Raw genomic sequence first — 16,779 nt, 5'->3', positions numbered from 1 at the left:
AGATGGTGACATGACACGTCCGCCGGTCCCGCCCTTCACTCTCGAAACCGCCCTCCGGAAGGTCCGGATGGCGGAGGACGGGTGGAACACCCGCGACCCGGAGAAGGTGGCCCTGGCCTACACCCCGGACTCCCGCTGGAGGAACCGCGCGGAGTTCGTCGACGGGCGGGACGCGATCATCGCGTTTCTCCGGCGCAAATGGGCCAGGGAGCTGGAGTACCGGCTCATCAAGGAACTGTGGGCCTTCGACGGGAACCGCATCGCCGTGCGTTTCGCCTACGAGTGCCACGACGACTCCGGCAACTGGTTCCGCTCCTACGGCAACGAGAACTGGGAGTTCGACGAGGAGGGGCTGATGCGCACGAGGCACGCGTCCATCAACGATCTTCCGATCACCGAGGCGGACCGCAGGTACCACTGGCCCCTGGGACGCCGCCCGGACGACCATCCAGGACTCGGTGACCTGGGTTTCTAGGGAACGCTCGCGGGGTCACGGGCGGGATCGCGCTCCGGCGTGTTCCCGCGCTCCCCGCCGTGGACGAAAGACCCGCTTTCCAGGGACCTCGGCCCCTGCCCCCGGACCCGCCGCCGCGATGGAATGGGACCACTCGCCACCGTCCTCATCCTCTTTGGGAGATGTCATGACCGAACGCATAGCGACACCCGGTGACCTGGGCAGGCGGGTGGCCCGGCTGCGCGACTCCCTGGGCCTGAGCCGCGAGCAGCTGGCCGACAGGGCCGGGATCGACATCGGGTACGTGGGCTATCTGGAGGAGAGCGCGGCCTCGCCGGCGGCGGAGACCGTGAGCCGGCTGGCGTCCGCCCTGGAGGTCGGCGTCGAGGAGTTGCTGGGCGCCACGGCGGACCTGCCGCCCGGCCGCGGCCGCCCCGCCGCCGGGTCCCTGCTGGAGAAGCTGACGGAGCAGGAGTGCCTGCGGCTGCTCGCCCCCGGCGGGGTGGGCCGGGTGGCCTTCAACGATCCGGGAGGGCCGGCGATCCTGCCGGTCAACTACGTGCTGCGCGAGGGCTCGATCGTCTTCCGTACCGCCTTCGGCGGGCCGCTCGACGACACCCTGCGCACGGGTGTCCAGGGCGTGGAACTCAAGATCGGTTTCGAGGTCGACCGGATCGACGAGGCCGGGCGCGCGGGCTGGAGCGTGCTCGTCAGGGGCGGAGCCCACCACGTCTCCTCCGCCGAGGAGTATGCCGCCGCGGAGGCCTCCGGTGTCCGGTCCTGGGCGGGCGGCGACCGCGAGCTGTACGTCACGATCGTCCCCGTCGAGATCACCGGCCGCCGCATCCGGCACGCCCCCTGAGCGCGTACGGCCGTCCGGAGGCGACACCGGGGACCTTGGTCCCTACCTGTGAGGTGACGGGGGGACTAGCGTTCAGGTCATGATTCGCGTGTTCCTGGTCGACGATCACGAAGTGGTACGGCGGGGCGTGGCCGCGCTGCTGGAGTCCGAGGGCGACATCGAGGTGGTCGGCGAGGCGGGGACCGCCGAGTCCGCGGTGGCCCGCATCCCGGCGTTGCGGCCGGACGTCGCCGTCCTGGACGTGCGCCTGCCCGACGGCAGCGGGGTGGACGTGTGCCGTGAGGTCCGCTCCAGGGTGCCGGGGCTGGCCTGCCTGATGCTGACCTCGTTCGCCGACGACGACGCCCTGTTCAACGCGGTGATGGCCGGCGCGTCCGGCTACGTGCTCAAGCAGATCCACGGCTCGGACCTGGTCGGCGCCGTGCGTACCGTGGCGGGCGGCCAGTCGCTGCTCGACCCGCACACGACCTCGGCCATGCTGGCGCGGTTGCGCGAGCAGGCCACCCGCAAGGATCCCCTGGAGGCGCTGACGGATCAGGAGCGGCAGATCCTGGAGCTGATCGGCGAGGGCCTGACCAACCGGCAGATCGGCGAGCGGATGCATCTCGCCGAGAAGACCGTCAAGAACTACGTCTCCAACCTGCTGGCCAAGCTCAGCATGGATCGCCGCACCCAGGCGGCCGCCCTGTCGGCCCGGTTGAAGGCCCATCGGCGGAACTGACGGCGCCGCCGTCCCCGACCTGCGAGGCTCCTTCCCGACCGACGGGGACTCCTTCCCGACCGGCGAGGCTCCTTCCCGACCGACGGGGACTCCGTACCCGACCGGCGGGGCGGAGCCGATGCCCCGGGGGTCACCCGGTGTCCCGCGGGCCGTCGTCCTTGCGCTCGAGCGGGACGCTCCACACCAGCCGGGTGCCGCCTCCCTGCGGTGTCTCGGCGCCGAGGAACCCGCCGAGGTTTTCGGCCCGCTTCTGGAGGTTGCGCAGCCCGCTGCGCCTTCCCCCGGCGGGAAGGCCTGCGCCGTCGTCCGTCACGGTGAGGACGAGCCGCCCCCCGCCGAGCTCCACCGACACCTCCGCCTTGGACGCCCTGGCGTGCCGCACCACGTTGGACAGCGCCTCGCGCAGCACCGCCGGCAGGTGCTCGGCGATCTCCGGGGGAACCCCGGTGTCCAGCCGCCCCTCCATGGTCAGGCCCGGCATGAAGCCGAGGTGGCCGCGCGCTCCCACCACCAGGGCGACGATCTGGGCGCGCAGGCCGGCGTCGTCGTCGCCGGGAGCCTGCAGGGCGAAGATGGTCGAGCGGATCTGCCGGATGGTGCCGTCCAGCTCGTCGATCGCGTTGCGCAGCCGCTCGGAGGCCTCGGGCCGCTCGACGAGCCGTACCGTGCTCATCAGCGTCATGGCCACCGCGAACAGCCGCTGGATGACGACGTCGTGCAGGTCCTTGGCGATCCGGTCGCGGTCCTCCAGCAGTCCCAGCCGCTCGGCGTCCATCCGCCTCTCCGCCAGCTCCAGGGCGATCGCGGCCTGCCCGGCGAAGGAGTGCAGGGTGCGTACCTCCGCCTGGTTGAACGGGATGCGGCCCTGACGCTTGCCCAGCGACAGCACGCCCCGCACACCTCCCGCCGCGCCGAACGGCACCGCGGCCACCGGGCCGAGCGAGACGTACTCGGCGATCACGATCGGGACCTCGGTCTCGGCCGGGTCCGTGACCGTGACCGGCTCACCGCCGGTAAAGGCCTGGCCCGCCAGGGACCTGGCGATCGGGGCCTCCGCGTCCACCACCCGCTCGTGGTTCTCGCCGTCGGCGACGACCGCCCGCAGGACCCGCCCGGTCTCGTCCGGCAGCAGGACCGCCGCGATGTCGGCCCCGGCCATCTGCCGCGCCCGCCTCGCGATCAGCGTCAGCACCTGGTTCGGTTCGGCGCCCGACAGCAGGCTGGTGGTGACCTCCGCCGAGGCCTGCAGCCACATCTCCCTGCGGCGGCTCTCCTCGTACAGGCGGGCGTTCTCGATGGCGACGCCGGCCGCGGTGGCCAGCGCGGTCACGATCGCCTCGTCCTCGGCGTCGAACTCCCCTCCGCCGCGCTTCTCGGTCAGGTAGAGGTTGCCGAACACCTCCTCGCGCACCCGCACCGGCACCCCCAGGAACGACCCCATCGGCGGATGACCCGGCGGGAAACCGTAGGAGGCCGGATGGTCGGAGATGTGGGCCAGCCGCAGCGTCTGCGGCTCCTTGATCAGCAACCCCAGCAGGCCCAGCCCGTGCGGCCAGTGCTCGATCCTGGCGATCTCCTCCTCGCTCAAACCCACCGGGACGAACTGCAGCAGCGTGCTGTGGTCCCCGGCCACGCCCAGCGCGCCGTAGGTGGCGTCGACGAGGGTGGTGGCGGTCTCCACGATCCGGCGCAGCATGGTCTCCAGGTCCAGGTCGCTGCCCACCGCGATCACGGCGTCCAGCAGCGCGTGCACCCGGTCGCGGGTGGCCAGCACCGCCTCCAGACGTTCTCGCAGCTCCTCCAGCAGCTCGTCCAGCCTCATGTGCGGGATCAACGGCCCTGACTCACCCTTTGCCATACCCCCGAGTCTGCACCCTCGGACGTACCCCCGCCTGCCGAGGGTGATCGGCGCGTGATCGCCGATGCCGTGCCCGGGTACGCGAGAACCCACCCGGATCCGGATGGGTTCTCGCGCGCTCGCCCGTCGCTCACCTCAGGATCGGCGGACGCCGCACCGGCGGGGTACGGGCCCACCGGGCGCCGGCGCCGAGGGGGTCACCGGCGCCGGCCAGGGCCGGCCCGGCCAGGACGACGGCGTGGACGAGCCGGTCGTCGACGAACGGGCCGGTGTCCATCGGGACGGAGGACAGGGGGCATCGGGGAGAGGACGTCAGCCGGCCCTCGACTCGTGCGAGACACCGAGGTGCGCCGGAATCGCCGGGACGACGACCTCACGCCACCTCGAGCCGACCCCGACGGTTTCGAGCGCGCTGCGGTAGGCGTCCGTCTGCCTCTCCGGCGCCCCGGCCCGGCCCCAGAGGTCGCCGATCTCGCGCCAGAGCCTGGCCGAGTCCCGGTCGACGAAGGAGGCCACCGAGGCGACCGGGTCGGCGAGCAGTTCCTGCGCCCTCTCCAGCGCCGGGCCGCCGTCTTTGGAGCGTGCCAGAGCGAGTTCGGCCAGAACCACGTACGCCATCGCCGGCACCGTCCCGCGCACGCCGGCGAGCAGGCCGAGGGCCTGTTCGGCCGGCTCCGCCGCGGTGTCCGCGTCGCCGGAACGCAGCCGCACGCGGGAGAGCACGACCAGGGCCCGGGCGTGCTCGATCGTCCCGGGCGACAGGCGCGAGAGGATCTCGACCGCGGAGGCGGCGAACTCCCCCGCCCGGTCGAGGCCGGCGTCCTCGGGACGCACGGTGGCGATCCACGCCCAGCGCATCGCGCTCCGGACGTATCGGACGGCCATCCGCGCGGGCCTGCCGGCGGCGACGGCGTCCGCCGCGAGCCGGGCGGCGAGCGCGGAGTCCTCCTCCGCCGCCGCGGCCTTGCCGGCCCGCCACAGGCCGAGGACCTCCGAGTCGCGGTCAACGGCGTCGGGCAGGCGGGAGGCGGTCAGCACACGCTCGACGTACGCGAGCGCGATCTCCATCTCGGCGAGCACGGCGGCGAGCTCGAGGGCGAGGTCGCCCTGGTCGAGCCCGAGCCGGTCGGCCTGGGCCAGAGCCTCCATCCCGAGATCCCGGGCGCGCAGCGTGTCACCCGCGCGGTAGTAGCAGCGGCAGAGCGCCACGGTGAGCGGAAGGTCGGCGAGGCGCTCGGGATGCGCCGCGGCCTCGCGGCGAAGCAGCTCGTAGGCCTCGACCGCCCGCCCCGTCTCCCCCTGGGCCTCCAGCGCGCGGGCCTGGCCGAAGCGCGCCCGCGCGGCGAGGGCGGCGTTGTCGTCACCCGCGGCCCTGGCCGTGTCCGCGAAGAGCCCTGCCGCGACGGCCGGGTCCCCGTGGCACAGTTCGAGCTCGGCCTGTCGCAGGGCGAGCGCGGTGTCGACGCGCTGGTGCGGCTCGATCCCGTGGAGCAGGAACTCCACGCCGCAGCCGAGCCGCTCGGCGAGCAGGCGCATGACGACCGGGGTGGGAGTCCGCTTCCCGGACTCGATGAGCGAAACGTAACTGTCAGACAGGTCTGGCCCGGCCAACTGCGCCTGGGACATGTGCCTGCTCAACCGCAATCCACGGATGCGGTCGCCGATGGTCGTCTGGCCTGCCATCACCGGAGCCGTTCCGTCGGCGGCACGATGAGATCCACGTCCCACTCCTTACGCACGGTTTACTGTCAATTACAGTAGATCGTACTGCTCTTCGTGGCCAGCGGGGCGGTGGCGACATACCGTTTCACCCGGGTTTCGTGGTGGATGCCACCGAAGGGTGGGCGGTGCACCAGGCGGCCAGGGCCGCGCGCAGGGCGACTTCGAGGGAGACGGGGTTCCTCTCGTCGATGGCGCAGGCGATGTACCCGTCCGGACGGATCAGCAGGACGGGGAGGTCCGCGCTCGCGGGAACGGCATGGACCACCCGCTCCCCGTACGGCGCGCCCGCCGCCTCCGCCGGATCGCCCGTGGGGGCAAGGAGCACGAAGTGCCCGGCCCGCAGCGCCTCGTACAGCCGGATCGGCTCCCCGGTCAGGTGGATGTCCGGCGCCCTCTGGCCGGCCAGCCGGTGCGCTCCCGGGAGGGCGGGGTAGGAGATGCCCAGGCCCGACAGGGCCCCGGCCAGCCGGCGGCCGAGGGGACGGACCCGGCCGACGACGGCCGGGAGCATGGAGCGGGCGGCCCGCGACCTCCGGGTCGAGCCCATGGCGACGGCGAGCAGGATGCCGTTGAGCCGCAGGGCCCTCCTGCCGACCGGATAACGCTCGGTGTGGTAGGTGTCGAGCAGGCCGTCCGGAGCCCAGCCCTGGACCCCGGCGCCGAGCTTCCAGCCGAGGTTGGCCGCGTCCTGCAGGCCGGTGTTCATGCCCTGCCCGCACGCCAGCGAGTGCACGTAGGCGGTCTCGGCGGCCAGGAACACCCGGCCGACGCGGTAGCGGAGCACCTGCCGCTCGTCGCTGTGGGACCTCGACAGATGGCGGGCGTCGTGCATGCCGAAGTCACTGCCCGTGACGCGCCGGGTGGCCTCGCTCACCTCGTGGATGCTGAGCCGGGCGCTGTCGGGAAGCTGGCGCCGCCGGTCCCAGGTGATGACCTGGTACCAGCCGTCGCCATGGGAGGAGACGAAGGAGAAACCCTCGTCGTTGGCGACGAGGATCAGTTCCCGCTCCGGCGGCGCCTCCAGGCGGACGTCGGCCTGCATGACCGACTGCACGGTCGAGCGCCCCGGAAACGGAACGCCCAGCGCGTCCCTCACGACGCTGCGCAGGTCGTCGGCACCCACGACGAACCGCGCGCGCCAGGTGCGCACCGTGCCGTCTACGCACACGTCGACGTCCACCCCGGCCGCGTCCTGGGACAGCCCGACCGTCTCGGCGCCGCGCACGATCTCCGCTCCGAGCCGGGTGGCGCGCTCCTCCAGCACGCGCTCGGCGTTGTGCCGCGGGGTGCACAGCAGGAACGGGAACCGCGACGGCAGGCGGGACAGATCGAGGTCCAGGCCGTCGAACAGCCGGATCTCCTCGACGATCGTGCCGGTGTCGATCAGCTCGTCGGCGACGTCCCGGGCGTCGAGCTGCTCCAGCGTGCGAGCGTGCAGGGGGAAGGCCTGGTTGAGCGTCGAACGCCGGGGGTCCCGCTCCACGATCGTGCAGGAGACACCTCTCGCGGCGAGGTCACCCGCGATCAGCAGACCCGCCGGACCGGCACCAACAACCAGCACGTCCGTGTCGAACGGCACCATCAGCGTCTCCAATCCCACGCGAGGCGGCTCCCCGACGCGACCACCGGGATGGAAACCAGCGCCGATCCACTCCTGCCCTCCCCGCGCTGAGATCCGGCCCCCGGGCCTGACGAATCGCCGCTCCGGCACCGTCCGTCCTTCGCCGCCGCCCCGTCCGGCCGATGTCGTACGACGACCACCGGCGGCCATCTCATGCTACGACCAGGCTTTTCCCGGCGTGTCGGCGCCTGCCCACCCGCGGCACCACGACGGGAGGACCGTCGGCCTGGATCATGGCGCGCTCCTCGGTCCCCGGCCCGCGCGGGTTTCCCCGCAGGCCCCACGGGTCTCACCGGTCTCGCGAGCCGATCCGGAAAAGCCCCTCCCCGCACGCCTCCCGCGCGCGTTCCCCGGCGAGGGCGAGACCGGACGGGGGCGGGAGGAGCCGCTCACCAGGGGGCGGCGACGCGGACGTCGTGGGTGTCGGCGGGAGCGAGAAGGCGCAGGAGCCGCTCGCCCTCCGCCTCGGTCTCGTCGCGGTGACGGGCGGCGAGCGCGGCGAACGGGGTGACGGTGAGGACGGTGGTGCCGCGTTCGCGGGCGGTCGCCCAGGTGGCCGCGACGGTCCCGTCGACGAGCACGGGACCGGGAACCGGCCCGTGCTCGGGCCAGGCACGCCTGACCTGCTCGGGGTCGAGAACGCCCATGCGGCCGCGGTCGGCGAAGGAGAGCAGCGCGTTGTCGTAGTCGTACAGGAACCTGACCGGGGCCGGGGTGTCCTCGGCGGGTCGCGGCGCGTCCGGCAGGTCGTACAGCTCCCTGCCCTCCTCGTTGCGGAAGATCCGCAGGCCCATCGGCTCGATCACCTCGCGCAGCCGGGTGAGCCCGCAGTGGGCCTGCACGTCCATGACGGTGGCGGGCCCGAACGCGGCGAGGTAGCGGATCACGAAGTCCTCGAAGGAGGGGTCCGCCGCCTGTGGCGCGCCGAGCCAGTGCTCGGCGCTGGTGTGGGCGATCGGGCCGCTCCGGCCCCACATGCCGCGGGGCGGGATCTGGACCAGCGCGACCCTGGCCCGTACGACCTGGGCGAGGGCGGCGGCGTCGCGGCCGGGGAACAGCGAGGTGAGCTCCTTGCCGAGCGCGCCGAAGGTCAGCGGCCGCTCGTCCAGGATCTCGCGGCCCGCCGCGGCGACCGCGTCGAGGTCGAGGCCCCGCAGGTGCCTGCCGAACGCGCCCTGGGTGACGCGCTCGATGACCGGCTCGACCAGCGGCCGCCACCGCAGGCAGTCGCGCGCGGTGACCAGGTGGATGGTCGAGCGCATCAGGGCGATCCTCACCAGCGTCCGGTCCTCCAGCAGGCCGGCCGCCCCCACGGGGTCGAAGTCCCTGATCCTGGACCACAGGCCGACGTACCACGTGTGCGGTGTCTGCGCCTGGAGCCCGGCGACCCGCTCGACCATCTCCGGCACGGACAGCGCCGACCGCTCCAGCAGCGACTGCCGCTCCAGGGTCGCCCGGTTGAGCGCGCGCCGGGTCAGGACCTCAGGCACGGGTGAGGATCACCACCGGGATGTCGCGCGCGGTCTTGCGCCGGTAGTCGGCGTACTCGCCGTGGATCCCCACCATCTGCTCCCACAGGGCGGGCTTCTCCTCCGCCGTCGCGGTCCGCGCGACGGCGGTGAACACCTCGTCCCGCACCTGCACCTCGACCCGCGGCAGGGCCAGCAGGTTGTGGTACCACAGCGGGTGGTCGTCGGCCCCGCCGTTGGAGGCGACCACCACGTAGGCGTCGCCGTCACGACCGTAGATCAGCGGGGTCCGCCGCTTCAGACCGGACCTGCGGCCGACGGTGGTCAGCAGCAGGGTGGGCCTGCCGTGGTAGAGGTGACCCTCCGCGCCGTTCGACTCGACGTACTTGCGAAGGTGCTTGGAGACCCAGGCGGTGGGGGAATCGATGATCTCGTCGCTCATGCGGCTCACGCTATAGGTCTCCGGCGACATTTCTTGATCCGGTTCTTCCGTCCGCGCGGCGATCCGGCCTTCTCTCCTCATCCGGCCGCATCCCCGTCCGCGTCCGCGTCCGGACGGGCTCCTGCGTCCGGACGGGCCTACGTCGTGCGGTGGTCGCCCCTGGCCTGGTCGTGGCGTGCGCGGGCCTCCATGACCGCGGGCATCTCGCCCTCCAGCCATTCGATGAGGTCGAGCAGGCGCCGGGCGGCCTGGTCGCCGAGCGGCGTGAGGCTGTACTCGACCTTCGGGGGGATGGTCGGCTCGGCCTCGCGGTGGACCAGGCCGTCGCGCTCCAGGGCCTGCAGGGTCTGGGCGAGCATCTTCTCGCTCACCCCGTCGACCCGGCGGCGCAGGGCGTTGAAGCGGTAGGTCCCCTCGTGGAGCGCGACCATGACCAGGATGCCCCAGCGGCCGGTGATGTGCTCCATCGTCTCGCGCGAGACGCATCCGCGCATGAAGACGTCGAAGGTGAGCTGGCTGAACCCGTCCAGCGGGATCGCGGCCTGGTCGTCCATCCGTCCACCTTACTTTCTCGCCGCACCGCACAACAGAAAGCACTAACTTTCAGTTGGCACTGTGGATTAGTTAGTACTAACCTGACGGCGATCCCTTCGAGCGAGGAGAAGCGAAATGATCGTTGTCACCGGTGCCACCGGCCAGCTCGGCCGCCTGGTGGTGGACGGCCTGCTGGAGAGCGTGCCCGCCGGCCAGGTCGTGGCGGCCGTGCGGAATCCCGGCAAGGCCGCCGGCCTGGCCGCGCGCGGCGTCGAGATCAGGGAGGCCGACTACGAGCGGCCGGAGACGCTCGAGCGGGCCTTCGGCCCTGGCGACACGGTCCTGCTCATCTCGAGCGACGCCGTCGGGCGGCGTCTCGGCCAGCACCAGGCCGTGGTGGACGCGGCCAGGGCGGCCGGGGTCGCCCGCATCGTCTACACGAGCGTGCTGCACGCCGACACCACACCCCTGACGCTGGCCGTCGACCACCGGGGCACCGAGGAGCACATCCGCGCCTCCGGGATCCCGTTCACCTTCCTGCGCAACAGCTGGTACACCGAGGTCTACGCGACGTCCGTCCTCCAGGGCGTCGAGCACGGCGCGATCCTCGGCGCCGCCGGTGACGGCCGGGTCGCCAGCGCGTCCCGCGCCGACTACGCGGCCGCGGCCGTCGCCGTGCTCACCGGCGAGGAGGACGGCGACAGGATCTACGAGCTCTCCGGCGACACCGCGTGGAGCCTGCCGGAGCTGGCCGCCGAGACGGCTGCGGTCTCCGGCAGGCCGGTCGTCTACCGGGACCTTCCGCACGCCGACTACCTCCGGACCCTGATCGACGCGGGCCTGCCGGAGCCGGTGGCGGCCATGTACGCCGGCATCGACCTCGGCATCGCCCAGGGTGTCCTCTCCCACACGCCGGGCGAGCTCAGCGCTCTGATCGGCCGTCCCACCACGCCGCTGCGCGAGTCGGTGACCGCCATCCTCAAGGAGGCGTGAGCTCCGGCGACGAAGCCGCCGTCGGGAAGCGGGCGTGCACCGTCATGACGAAGCCGCCGCTCCGAAGCGGGCCTGGACTCCCTTGGCGGAACGGCACCGGCCGGCCGGGTCCCCACGGCGGCTCAACGGCGGCTCAACGGCGGCTCAGCCGCCCCGCAACAGGTCCGCGACGGCGGCGATGCCGTCGGAGACGGCGTCCGGAGTCAGGTTGCCGAACCCGAGAACGAGCCGTGCCGGAGACGCCCGTCGTTCCGGCGGATCGAGGAAATAGCCGCTGATCCCGTACAGCGCGACGGACCGGCGACGGGCGGCCTCGACCACGGCACGCTCATCCGTGCCCGGCGGTAGCCGGGCGACGGCGTGGAAACCGGCGGCCAGCCCGCGTACCTCGACCTCGGGTGCGTACCGCCCCAGCGCGTCCACGAGGGCCGCCCGCCGGGCGGCGTAGCGCGTCCGCATGTGGCGCAGGTGGCGGTCGTAATGACCCGACCGCAACAGGTCGGCGAGCGCGAACTGGTCGAGGACCGGTGAGCCTCGGTCGGCGAGCCGCTTCTGACGCGCGACGCCGGCGGACAGCCGGGGCGGGCAGAGGATCCATCCGAGACGCAGAGCCGGGGCGAGCGACTTGCTGACCGAGCCGAGGAGCACCACCCGGTCCGGAGCGAGACCCTGCAGCGCCCCGACCGGTTCGCGGTCGTAGCGGAACTCGGCGTCGTAGTCGTCCTCGATGATCGTCGCGTCGCGGGCGACGGCCCAGGCGATCAGTGCCTGCCTCCGGCCGGGAGCCAGTACGACCCCGGTGGGCGACTGATGGGCGGGGGTGAGCAGCACGGCACGCGCGCCGGTGGCCGCGAGCGCGGCGGTGTCGACACCGTGCTCGTCGACGGGTACCGCGACGATGTCAAGGCCCGCCGTCGCGGCGGCGGCGCGGTGGTCGGGGTCGCCGGGATCCTCCACGGCCAGGACGCGCGCGCCCTCCCCCGCCAGCGCGCGCAGGACGAGCTGCAGCCCTTGCGCGTACCCCGCGCACACGACGGTGTGGGCCGGGTCGGCGGCGGCCCCGCGAACCCGTCGCAGGTAGGCGGCGAGCACGTCGCGCAACATCGGGTCGCCGTACGGGTCGCCGTAGCCGAACAGGTCGCTGGGCACGTCACGGCAGGCGCGCCGAAGGGCGCGGCTCCATCGCTCGCGGGGGAAACTCGACAGGTCGGGCACACCGGGCCGGAAGTCGATCCCGACGGGCGCGGTGGGCACGGCAAGCGCGGTGAGCGGTGACGGCGCGTCCACCGACGGGCGGGCGGCGGCGGCCACCCGGGTGGCCGAACCGCCGCGCGTGACGAGGTAGCCCTCGGCCTGCAGCTGCGCGTAGCACTCGGTCACCAGGCCGCGCGAGACGCCGAGGTCACGGGCCAGGGCGCGCGAGGACGGGAGCCGCTCACCGGCGGCCAGCCGGCCGGCGCGGATGCTCTCGCGCAGCGCGCCCTCCAGCTGCTCGCGCAAGGGTTCCGGCCGGTTCCTGTCGACTCGCAACAGGAGCTCCGGCCCCGAACCGGTCCACTCGATCGACATGAAACCGGACCTTATCGCCGAGCCGGTTCCCGCTCTAGGGTCGGCCCATGACTCACCGGAAGAGCACCGCCGACGAAGCCGGGAAGGACGCCGGGGAGCCCCGGGAGGACCGCGGAGAACGTCAGGGGGACACCGCGGAAACCCGAGGAGAGGACGGGGAGGCACAGCGGGACGGCGCCCGCGTTCCGGATCTTCGTATTCTGAACCGCCCGGTGGTCCTGCTGCTGGCCGCCTCGCTCGGCGCCCTCGGCGGCTTCTACCTGCTGGCGCCCGTCGTCCCCCTGTACGCGGCCACGTCCGGTTCGGGCGGTGTGGGCGCGGGCCTGGCGACCGGCACCATGATGCTGGGAACCGTGCTGACGGAGTTCGCGGCGCCCGGCCTGCTGCGCTCGTACGGCTACCGGGCGGTCATGGGACTGGGCCTGCTCCTGCTCGGAACCCCCGCCCTCCTGCTGCCGGCGTCGGCGTCGATGCCCCCGGTGCTGGGGATCTGCCTGGCGCGGGGTGCCGGGCTCGGACTCGTGGTGGTGGCCGGTGCGGCCCTGATGGCCGAACTGGTGCCGGCCGGCCGTCGCGGCGAGGGGCTGGGACTGTACGGGGTGGCCGTCGGGATTCCCTCCATCGCGTGCCTGCCGCTGGGGCTCTGGCTGAGCGAGCACGTCGGCTACGGGCCCGTCTTCGTCGCCGGGGCGGCGTCGGCGCTGCTCGGGCTGGCCGCCGTGCTCGGCCTGCCCTCCCTGCGCGCGCGGACCGAACGGCACGGCGGGCCCCGGAGCGGGACCCGGAGCGGAAGCCGGAGCGGAAGTCGGAGCGGGATCCTCGACGTCCTCCGCGACGGCGGCGTCGCCAGGCCCGCGATCGTCTTCGCCATGGTGACACCGGCGGCCGGTGTCCTGCTGACCTTCCTCCCGCTGGCCGCGCCGGAGCGGTCACGCGATCTGGTCGCGCTGGCCCTGCTCACGCAGTCCTGTGTCACGCCGCTGGCGCGCTGGGCGGCGGGCCGGTACGGCGACCGCCACGGCTCCGCTCGCCTGCTGGCCCCCGCCGTCCTGACCGCCGCTCTCGGCACGGCCGGGCTCTTCTGGGTGGACGTCCCTCTCGCGATGATTGTCGGTATGGGGCTGTTCGGGGTGGGCTTCGGCATGGCCCAGAACGCGACCCTGGCGCTGATGTTCGAGCGCGCCCCCGACTCCGCCTTCGGCCAGGTGAGCGCGGCATGGAACCTCGCCTACGACGCCGGGCTCGGCGTCGGCGCGGTCGGGTTCGGGCTCCTGGCCGGGTCGGTGGGCTACCCGGCGGGGTTCGCCGTCACCGCCGCCGTGCTGTTCACCGCACTCGCTCCCGCCCTGTACGACCGGACGGCGGGCAGCCCGGCGAGCAGGGCAGCGGGCAGGGCAGCGGACGCCGCGACATGACCGGCGACGCAAGGGGGCGGTGAGCCTCCCGCCGAACACGGAGACACACCGAGACACACCGAGACACACCGAGACACACGGAGACACACGGAGACGCACGCCGAGCGGCGGGGTTCCGGCGACCAGGACTTCGACCACCACGGTTTTGACGGTTTTGACAACGAGGGCTTCGGCGACGAGGTCCCTGGCAACGAGGGAAAATCTCATGGGAACGGTTCTTCTGAACATCACGGTGTCGCTTGACGGCTTCGTCGCCGGCCCTGGCGTGGGCATCGAGCGCCCCATGGGCGAGGGCGGTGAGCGGCTCCACGAATGGCTGTTCAACGACGACGCCGACCGGGATGTGGACGCCGGGGTGCATCGGGAGCTGTCCGCCTCGACGGGGGCGGTGGTGGTGGGCAGGCGGACCTTCGACGTGGGGGTGGGCCTGTGGAAGGACACCCCGTTCCCCGTGCCGTGCTTCGTGCTCACCCATGAGGACCGGGAGGAGCTACCCATGAAAAGCGGGACCTTCACCTTCGTCTCCGACGGCCTCGAGAGCGCGATCCGGCAGGCGCGGAAGGCGGCGAAGGAGAAGGACGTCCTCGTGATGGGCGGGGCGGACATCGCCGGGCAGCTCATGAGAGCCGGGCTCGTGGACGAGCTCCAGCTCCAGCTGGCACCGGTGCTGCTCGGGGCGGGTACCCGCCTCTTCGACCGCCTGGGCGGCGACCGCGTCGAACTGGAAAGGACCGGCATGGCCGGGTCCGCACGCGTCACGCATCTTCGGTTCCGCGTGGTGAGGTAGGGGATGGGCTCCGCCTGGAATCCCCCGCCCTTCAGGCGGGGGATTCCAGGCGGAGGAGGATGCCGGGAGCCCTCGTTCAGCCGGCGGGGGCGTCCTGCTCGCCCTGGGGAACCTCAGGGAAGTTCCGCCCCCACCAGGCGGTCCAGCGGGATTCGAGATCGGCGTGCGCGGCGTCGTCGAGGCCGTACGTGGTGAGCACCATCATGACGGTGCCGCCCGGATTGGCGGGCGAGGGCGGGTTCTGGGCCGTGACCAGCAGGCCGTCGCCCCAGCCGTCGACGGTGAGACCGACCTGGTTGGCCGAGCGGAACCAGACCTGGCCGCGCAGCGTCTCCCCGGTTGGCCCCTCCAGCTCGTACGGGCTCGCCGGGGGCAGTCCGGCCACCGCCGCGAGACCGGCGGCCTCCAGCACCGGCGTGACCGCCGCGCCGGAGAGGAAGACCGTGCGCCGGTCGGCGCCCGGGTGCCGTTCCAGGGCGAACGCGAGCTGGTGGACGAAGGTGATCCAGCCCTCGGTGATGTCGTCGTAGTAGGCGTCCCACTCGGGGTCGCCGCCGCGCGGGCCACGGGTCAGCCGCAGGCGCGTACGGTCGCCGAGGCCGGTCAGCTCGAACAGGTCGCCGCCCTGGACCTCCAACCGGTGCTCGGCGGCCGACTCCACGACGTTCTGGTGGTAGATGACCTCGATCTCCTTGTCGAGGCCGTCGAAGTGCCAGCCGTGCCAGCGTCGGATCAGCTCGGGATCGCGCAGCGCGCCCCACACCTCGTCGACGGGTGCGGCGATGGTGACCTCGAAGGAGAACGGCTCGTCTGTCATCGGATGCCTTTCAACGTGGGGCCCCGGACCTCGGTCCCGGGACGGATGTCAACTGCGGGTTTCCGGCGTGCCGGGGGCGGGCTGCCTGCCGGTTTCCGGCGTGCCTTGGGCCGGACGTCCGCTGGTTTCCGGCGTGCCCTGGACCGGACGTCCTCCGGCCTCTCGCGTGCCGGGGGCCGGATGCCCACCGGCGACGAGGCGGTAGGGCCGCCCTCCAGGGGTGTCGAAGCGGGCCGCGACCTGTGAGAAGGCGTCGGCGAGCGCGTCGGTGAAGTCGTGCACGTCGCCGGGCTCGGCGAAGCGCACCCGCGCCTCCAGGGTGAACGTCAGCAGCCGGACGCCCCGCCGGTCGGCGGCGGCGGCCATGCGGGTGACGTCGCGCACGGTGCCGGCGGCCACCTCGACGAGATGCTCGGCGGCGTACTGGTCGGCGACACGGCGGAAAACCCCGGCCACCTCGGCGGTCGCGGCGGCCCTGTCACCGTCACCGTCGCCATCGCCACCGGCTTCGTCGATCTCGTCGCCTCCAGCCGCCTCGCCGGCTTCGCCGACTTCGTCGGGTGAAGTGAGCACGCCGGGATCGACGAGGAAGGCGTTCGCGGTGACACCCATGACGCGCTCGACGAAACCGCGTCGCGGGCGCTCCTCCACCAGCTCGATCAGCCCCGCCTCCTCCAGCACCCTGAGGTGGTATCCGACCCGCTGGCGCGGCAGGTCGAACTCGGCCGCGAGCTGGACCGCGGAGGCGGGCTCGCGCAGGCGGGCGAGAAGCCGGCGGCGGATCGGGGTAAGCGCCACGCGCAGACGGTCGGGCTCGTCCATGAGCGTCATCTCGGTCGCGGCCATGCCTCATGAAACCATTGGACAAATTAATCTGTCAATTGAGGGCGCGACCGGAAGCGACCGCGGGAAACCGATGGCCGGGCCGCCGTCATCCGGCGCACGCCGGTCGAGCGCTCCGGTCAGTCGTGGCGCGGGATGCCGGAGACCTCGTGGTCGGCGTGGAACAGAGCCTCGCCGATGAGCGCGCGGACATGGGCGTCGCGGGCCCGGTAGAGCACGCGGCGGCCGTCCCTGCGGGTGCGCACCAGCCCGGCCAGGCGGAGTTTCGCCAGGTGCTGGGAGACCGAGGGACGCGCGACCCCGATGGCCTCGGCGAGCGAGCCGACGTCGTACTCCCCCGACGACAGCAGCCACATCAGGCGCAGCCTGGTGGCGTCACTGAGCATCCTGAAGGCCTCGATGGCGGCCTCCACCTGGGCGCCGGTGGGTTGCTCCTGCGACGAGTTGGCACCTGATTCGTTGTCGCGTGCATACATGACTACATATACTCCGGGAAAAGGGCACCGGTAGCAAACGAGGTAGCCATGTCCGACCAGAAGGGCGTGGGTTCTCCATCCCCCGGCGAACCCACCGGCCCCCGTTCTCCCCGCGGTCAGGACCACGAGGCCGCGCACGATCCGCCGCCCGGACACGGGCCCACGCATGAACAAGGGCACGGGCCCGCCCACGAGC

The 16,779-nt window shown here is 72.8% G+C and carries 17 protein-coding genes; 6 read left to right on the top strand and 11 right to left on the bottom strand.

The annotated features are described in order from the left end of the window. Nucleotides 1-10: 10 nt before the first annotated feature. The 3 genes from AB0F88_RS30065 to AB0F88_RS30055 all read left to right on the top strand — a co-directional run bounded on the left by AB0F88_RS30065 (nt 11) and on the right by AB0F88_RS30055 (nt 2,037). On the top strand, nt 11-475 hold the full coding sequence (locus AB0F88_RS30065; RefSeq protein ID WP_362691438.1) for a nuclear transport factor 2 family protein: 465 nt from the start codon (nt 11-13) through the stop codon (nt 473-475). Between the two features lie 166 nt (nt 476-641). After that, entirely contained in the window at nt 642-1,316 is a 675-nt protein-coding gene (locus tag AB0F88_RS30060; RefSeq protein WP_362691435.1) for a pyridoxamine 5'-phosphate oxidase family protein, read from the top strand. Between the two features lie 79 nt (nt 1,317-1,395). After that, complete coding sequence (locus AB0F88_RS30055; protein WP_362691432.1) at nt 1,396-2,037, top strand: response regulator transcription factor; 642 nt, start codon at nt 1,396-1,398, stop codon at nt 2,035-2,037. Between the two features lie 130 nt (nt 2,038-2,167). Here the strand turns inward: AB0F88_RS30055 and AB0F88_RS30050 are convergent, their stop codons facing one another. From AB0F88_RS30050 to AB0F88_RS30020, 7 genes are all read right to left on the bottom strand, one after another. Continuing rightward, nucleotides 2,168-3,895 carry a GAF domain-containing sensor histidine kinase gene (locus tag AB0F88_RS30050; protein ID WP_362691429.1) on the bottom strand — a complete coding sequence of 576 codons (1,728 nt, stop codon included), beginning with the start codon at nt 3,893-3,895 and terminating at the stop codon, nt 2,168-2,170. 130 nt (nt 3,896-4,025) lie between these two features. Further along, complete coding sequence (locus tag AB0F88_RS30045; protein WP_362691426.1) at nt 4,026-4,172, bottom strand: hypothetical protein; 147 nt, start codon at nt 4,170-4,172, stop codon at nt 4,026-4,028. A gap of 35 nt (nt 4,173-4,207) precedes the next feature. Then, entirely contained in the window at nt 4,208-5,578 is a 1,371-nt protein-coding gene (locus AB0F88_RS30040; protein ID WP_362691423.1) for a helix-turn-helix transcriptional regulator, read from the bottom strand. 124 nt (nt 5,579-5,702) lie between these two features. Next, a complete protein-coding gene (locus tag AB0F88_RS30035; RefSeq protein ID WP_362691420.1) occupies nt 5,703-7,217 on the bottom strand; it encodes an FAD-dependent monooxygenase in 1,515 nt (504 codons plus the stop codon). A gap of 410 nt (nt 7,218-7,627) precedes the next feature. Beyond that, a complete protein-coding gene (locus AB0F88_RS30030; RefSeq protein WP_362691417.1) occupies nt 7,628-8,728 on the bottom strand; it encodes a winged helix DNA-binding domain-containing protein in 1,101 nt (366 codons plus the stop codon). Further along, entirely contained in the window at nt 8,721-9,149 is a 429-nt protein-coding gene (locus AB0F88_RS30025; protein WP_362691414.1) for a nitroreductase family deazaflavin-dependent oxidoreductase, read from the bottom strand. Before AB0F88_RS30025 ends, AB0F88_RS30030 begins: the two co-directional genes overlap by 8 nt. A gap of 137 nt (nt 9,150-9,286) precedes the next feature. Next, complete coding sequence (locus AB0F88_RS30020) at nt 9,287-9,703, bottom strand: helix-turn-helix domain-containing protein (RefSeq protein ID WP_362691411.1); 417 nt, start codon at nt 9,701-9,703, stop codon at nt 9,287-9,289. A gap of 115 nt (nt 9,704-9,818) precedes the next feature. On the opposite strand from AB0F88_RS30020, the gene AB0F88_RS30015 reads away from it, so the two are divergent. Continuing rightward, nucleotides 9,819-10,676, top strand: coding sequence for an SDR family oxidoreductase (locus AB0F88_RS30015; protein ID WP_362691408.1), 858 nt, complete (start codon nt 9,819-9,821; stop codon nt 10,674-10,676). Nucleotides 10,677-10,820: 144 nt separating this feature from the next. Here AB0F88_RS30015 and AB0F88_RS30010 read toward each other — a convergent pair whose 3' ends face one another. Beyond that, the gene (locus AB0F88_RS30010; RefSeq protein WP_362691405.1) at nt 10,821-12,245 is read right to left on the bottom strand and encodes a PLP-dependent aminotransferase family protein; all 1,425 of its coding nucleotides are present in this window, start codon (nt 12,243-12,245) and stop codon (nt 10,821-10,823) included. 47 nt (nt 12,246-12,292) lie between these two features. Between AB0F88_RS30010 and AB0F88_RS30005 the strand changes: the two genes are divergently transcribed. Together AB0F88_RS30005 and AB0F88_RS30000 are read left to right on the top strand one after the other, a co-directional pair. Next, nucleotides 12,293-13,660: an MFS transporter gene (locus AB0F88_RS30005; protein ID WP_362691402.1), complete on the top strand. Its 1,368-nt coding sequence runs from the start codon at nt 12,293-12,295 to the stop codon at nt 13,658-13,660. A 205-nt stretch (nt 13,661-13,865) separates the two neighbouring features. Continuing rightward, nucleotides 13,866-14,447: a dihydrofolate reductase family protein gene (locus AB0F88_RS30000; RefSeq protein WP_362691399.1), complete on the top strand. Its 582-nt coding sequence runs from the start codon at nt 13,866-13,868 to the stop codon at nt 14,445-14,447. Between the two features lie 76 nt (nt 14,448-14,523). On the opposite strand, the gene AB0F88_RS29995 is transcribed toward AB0F88_RS30000, so the two are convergent. From AB0F88_RS29995 to AB0F88_RS29985, 3 genes are all read right to left on the bottom strand, one after another. After that, nucleotides 14,524-15,264: an SRPBCC domain-containing protein gene (locus AB0F88_RS29995; protein ID WP_362691396.1), complete on the bottom strand. Its 741-nt coding sequence runs from the start codon at nt 15,262-15,264 to the stop codon at nt 14,524-14,526. A gap of 48 nt (nt 15,265-15,312) precedes the next feature. Next, complete coding sequence (locus AB0F88_RS29990; RefSeq protein WP_362691393.1) at nt 15,313-16,110, bottom strand: helix-turn-helix domain-containing protein; 798 nt, start codon at nt 16,108-16,110, stop codon at nt 15,313-15,315. A gap of 116 nt (nt 16,111-16,226) precedes the next feature. Beyond that, nucleotides 16,227-16,583 carry a metalloregulator ArsR/SmtB family transcription factor gene (locus AB0F88_RS29985; RefSeq protein WP_362691390.1) on the bottom strand — a complete coding sequence of 119 codons (357 nt, stop codon included), beginning with the start codon at nt 16,581-16,583 and terminating at the stop codon, nt 16,227-16,229. Nucleotides 16,584-16,779 lie beyond the last annotated feature (196 nt).

The sequence above is a fragment of the Streptosporangium sp. NPDC023963 genome, assembly GCF_040639135.1.
Taxonomy (GTDB): domain Bacteria; phylum Actinomycetota; class Actinomycetes; order Streptosporangiales; family Streptosporangiaceae; genus Streptosporangium.
Note: the sequence above shows the minus strand (reverse complement) of the source record. Positions and strands in the feature narration are given on the sequence as shown.

Excerpts from the sequence above, each read along its gene's own strand:
- AB0F88_RS30065 (WP_362691438.1), top strand. The coding sequence starts at position 11 with ATGACACGTCCGCCGGTCCCGCCCTTCACTCTCGAAACCGCCCTCCGG.
- AB0F88_RS30060 (WP_362691435.1), top strand. The coding sequence starts at position 642 with ATGACCGAACGCATAGCGACACCCGGTGACCTGGGCAGGCGGGTGGCC.
- AB0F88_RS30055 (WP_362691432.1), top strand. The coding sequence starts at position 1,396 with ATGATTCGCGTGTTCCTGGTCGACGATCACGAAGTGGTACGGCGGGGC.
- AB0F88_RS30050 (WP_362691429.1), bottom strand. The coding sequence starts at position 3,895 with ATGGCAAAGGGTGAGTCAGGGCCGTTGATCCCGCACATGAGGCTGGAC.
- AB0F88_RS30045 (WP_362691426.1), bottom strand. The coding sequence starts at position 4,172 with ATGGACACCGGCCCGTTCGTCGACGACCGGCTCGTCCACGCCGTCGTC.
- AB0F88_RS30040 (WP_362691423.1), bottom strand. The coding sequence starts at position 5,578 with ATGGCAGGCCAGACGACCATCGGCGACCGCATCCGTGGATTGCGGTTG.
- AB0F88_RS30025 (WP_362691414.1), bottom strand. The coding sequence starts at position 9,149 with ATGAGCGACGAGATCATCGATTCCCCCACCGCCTGGGTCTCCAAGCAC.
- AB0F88_RS30020 (WP_362691411.1), bottom strand. The coding sequence starts at position 9,703 with ATGGACGACCAGGCCGCGATCCCGCTGGACGGGTTCAGCCAGCTCACC.
- AB0F88_RS30015 (WP_362691408.1), top strand. The coding sequence starts at position 9,819 with ATGATCGTTGTCACCGGTGCCACCGGCCAGCTCGGCCGCCTGGTGGTG.
- AB0F88_RS30010 (WP_362691405.1), bottom strand. The coding sequence starts at position 12,245 with ATGTCGATCGAGTGGACCGGTTCGGGGCCGGAGCTCCTGTTGCGAGTC.
- AB0F88_RS30005 (WP_362691402.1), top strand. The coding sequence starts at position 12,293 with ATGACTCACCGGAAGAGCACCGCCGACGAAGCCGGGAAGGACGCCGGG.
- AB0F88_RS30000 (WP_362691399.1), top strand. The coding sequence starts at position 13,866 with ATGGGAACGGTTCTTCTGAACATCACGGTGTCGCTTGACGGCTTCGTC.
- AB0F88_RS29995 (WP_362691396.1), bottom strand. The coding sequence starts at position 15,264 with ATGACAGACGAGCCGTTCTCCTTCGAGGTCACCATCGCCGCACCCGTC.
- AB0F88_RS29990 (WP_362691393.1), bottom strand. The coding sequence starts at position 16,110 with ATGGCCGCGACCGAGATGACGCTCATGGACGAGCCCGACCGTCTGCGC.
- AB0F88_RS29985 (WP_362691390.1), bottom strand. The coding sequence starts at position 16,583 with ATGTATGCACGCGACAACGAATCAGGTGCCAACTCGTCGCAGGAGCAA.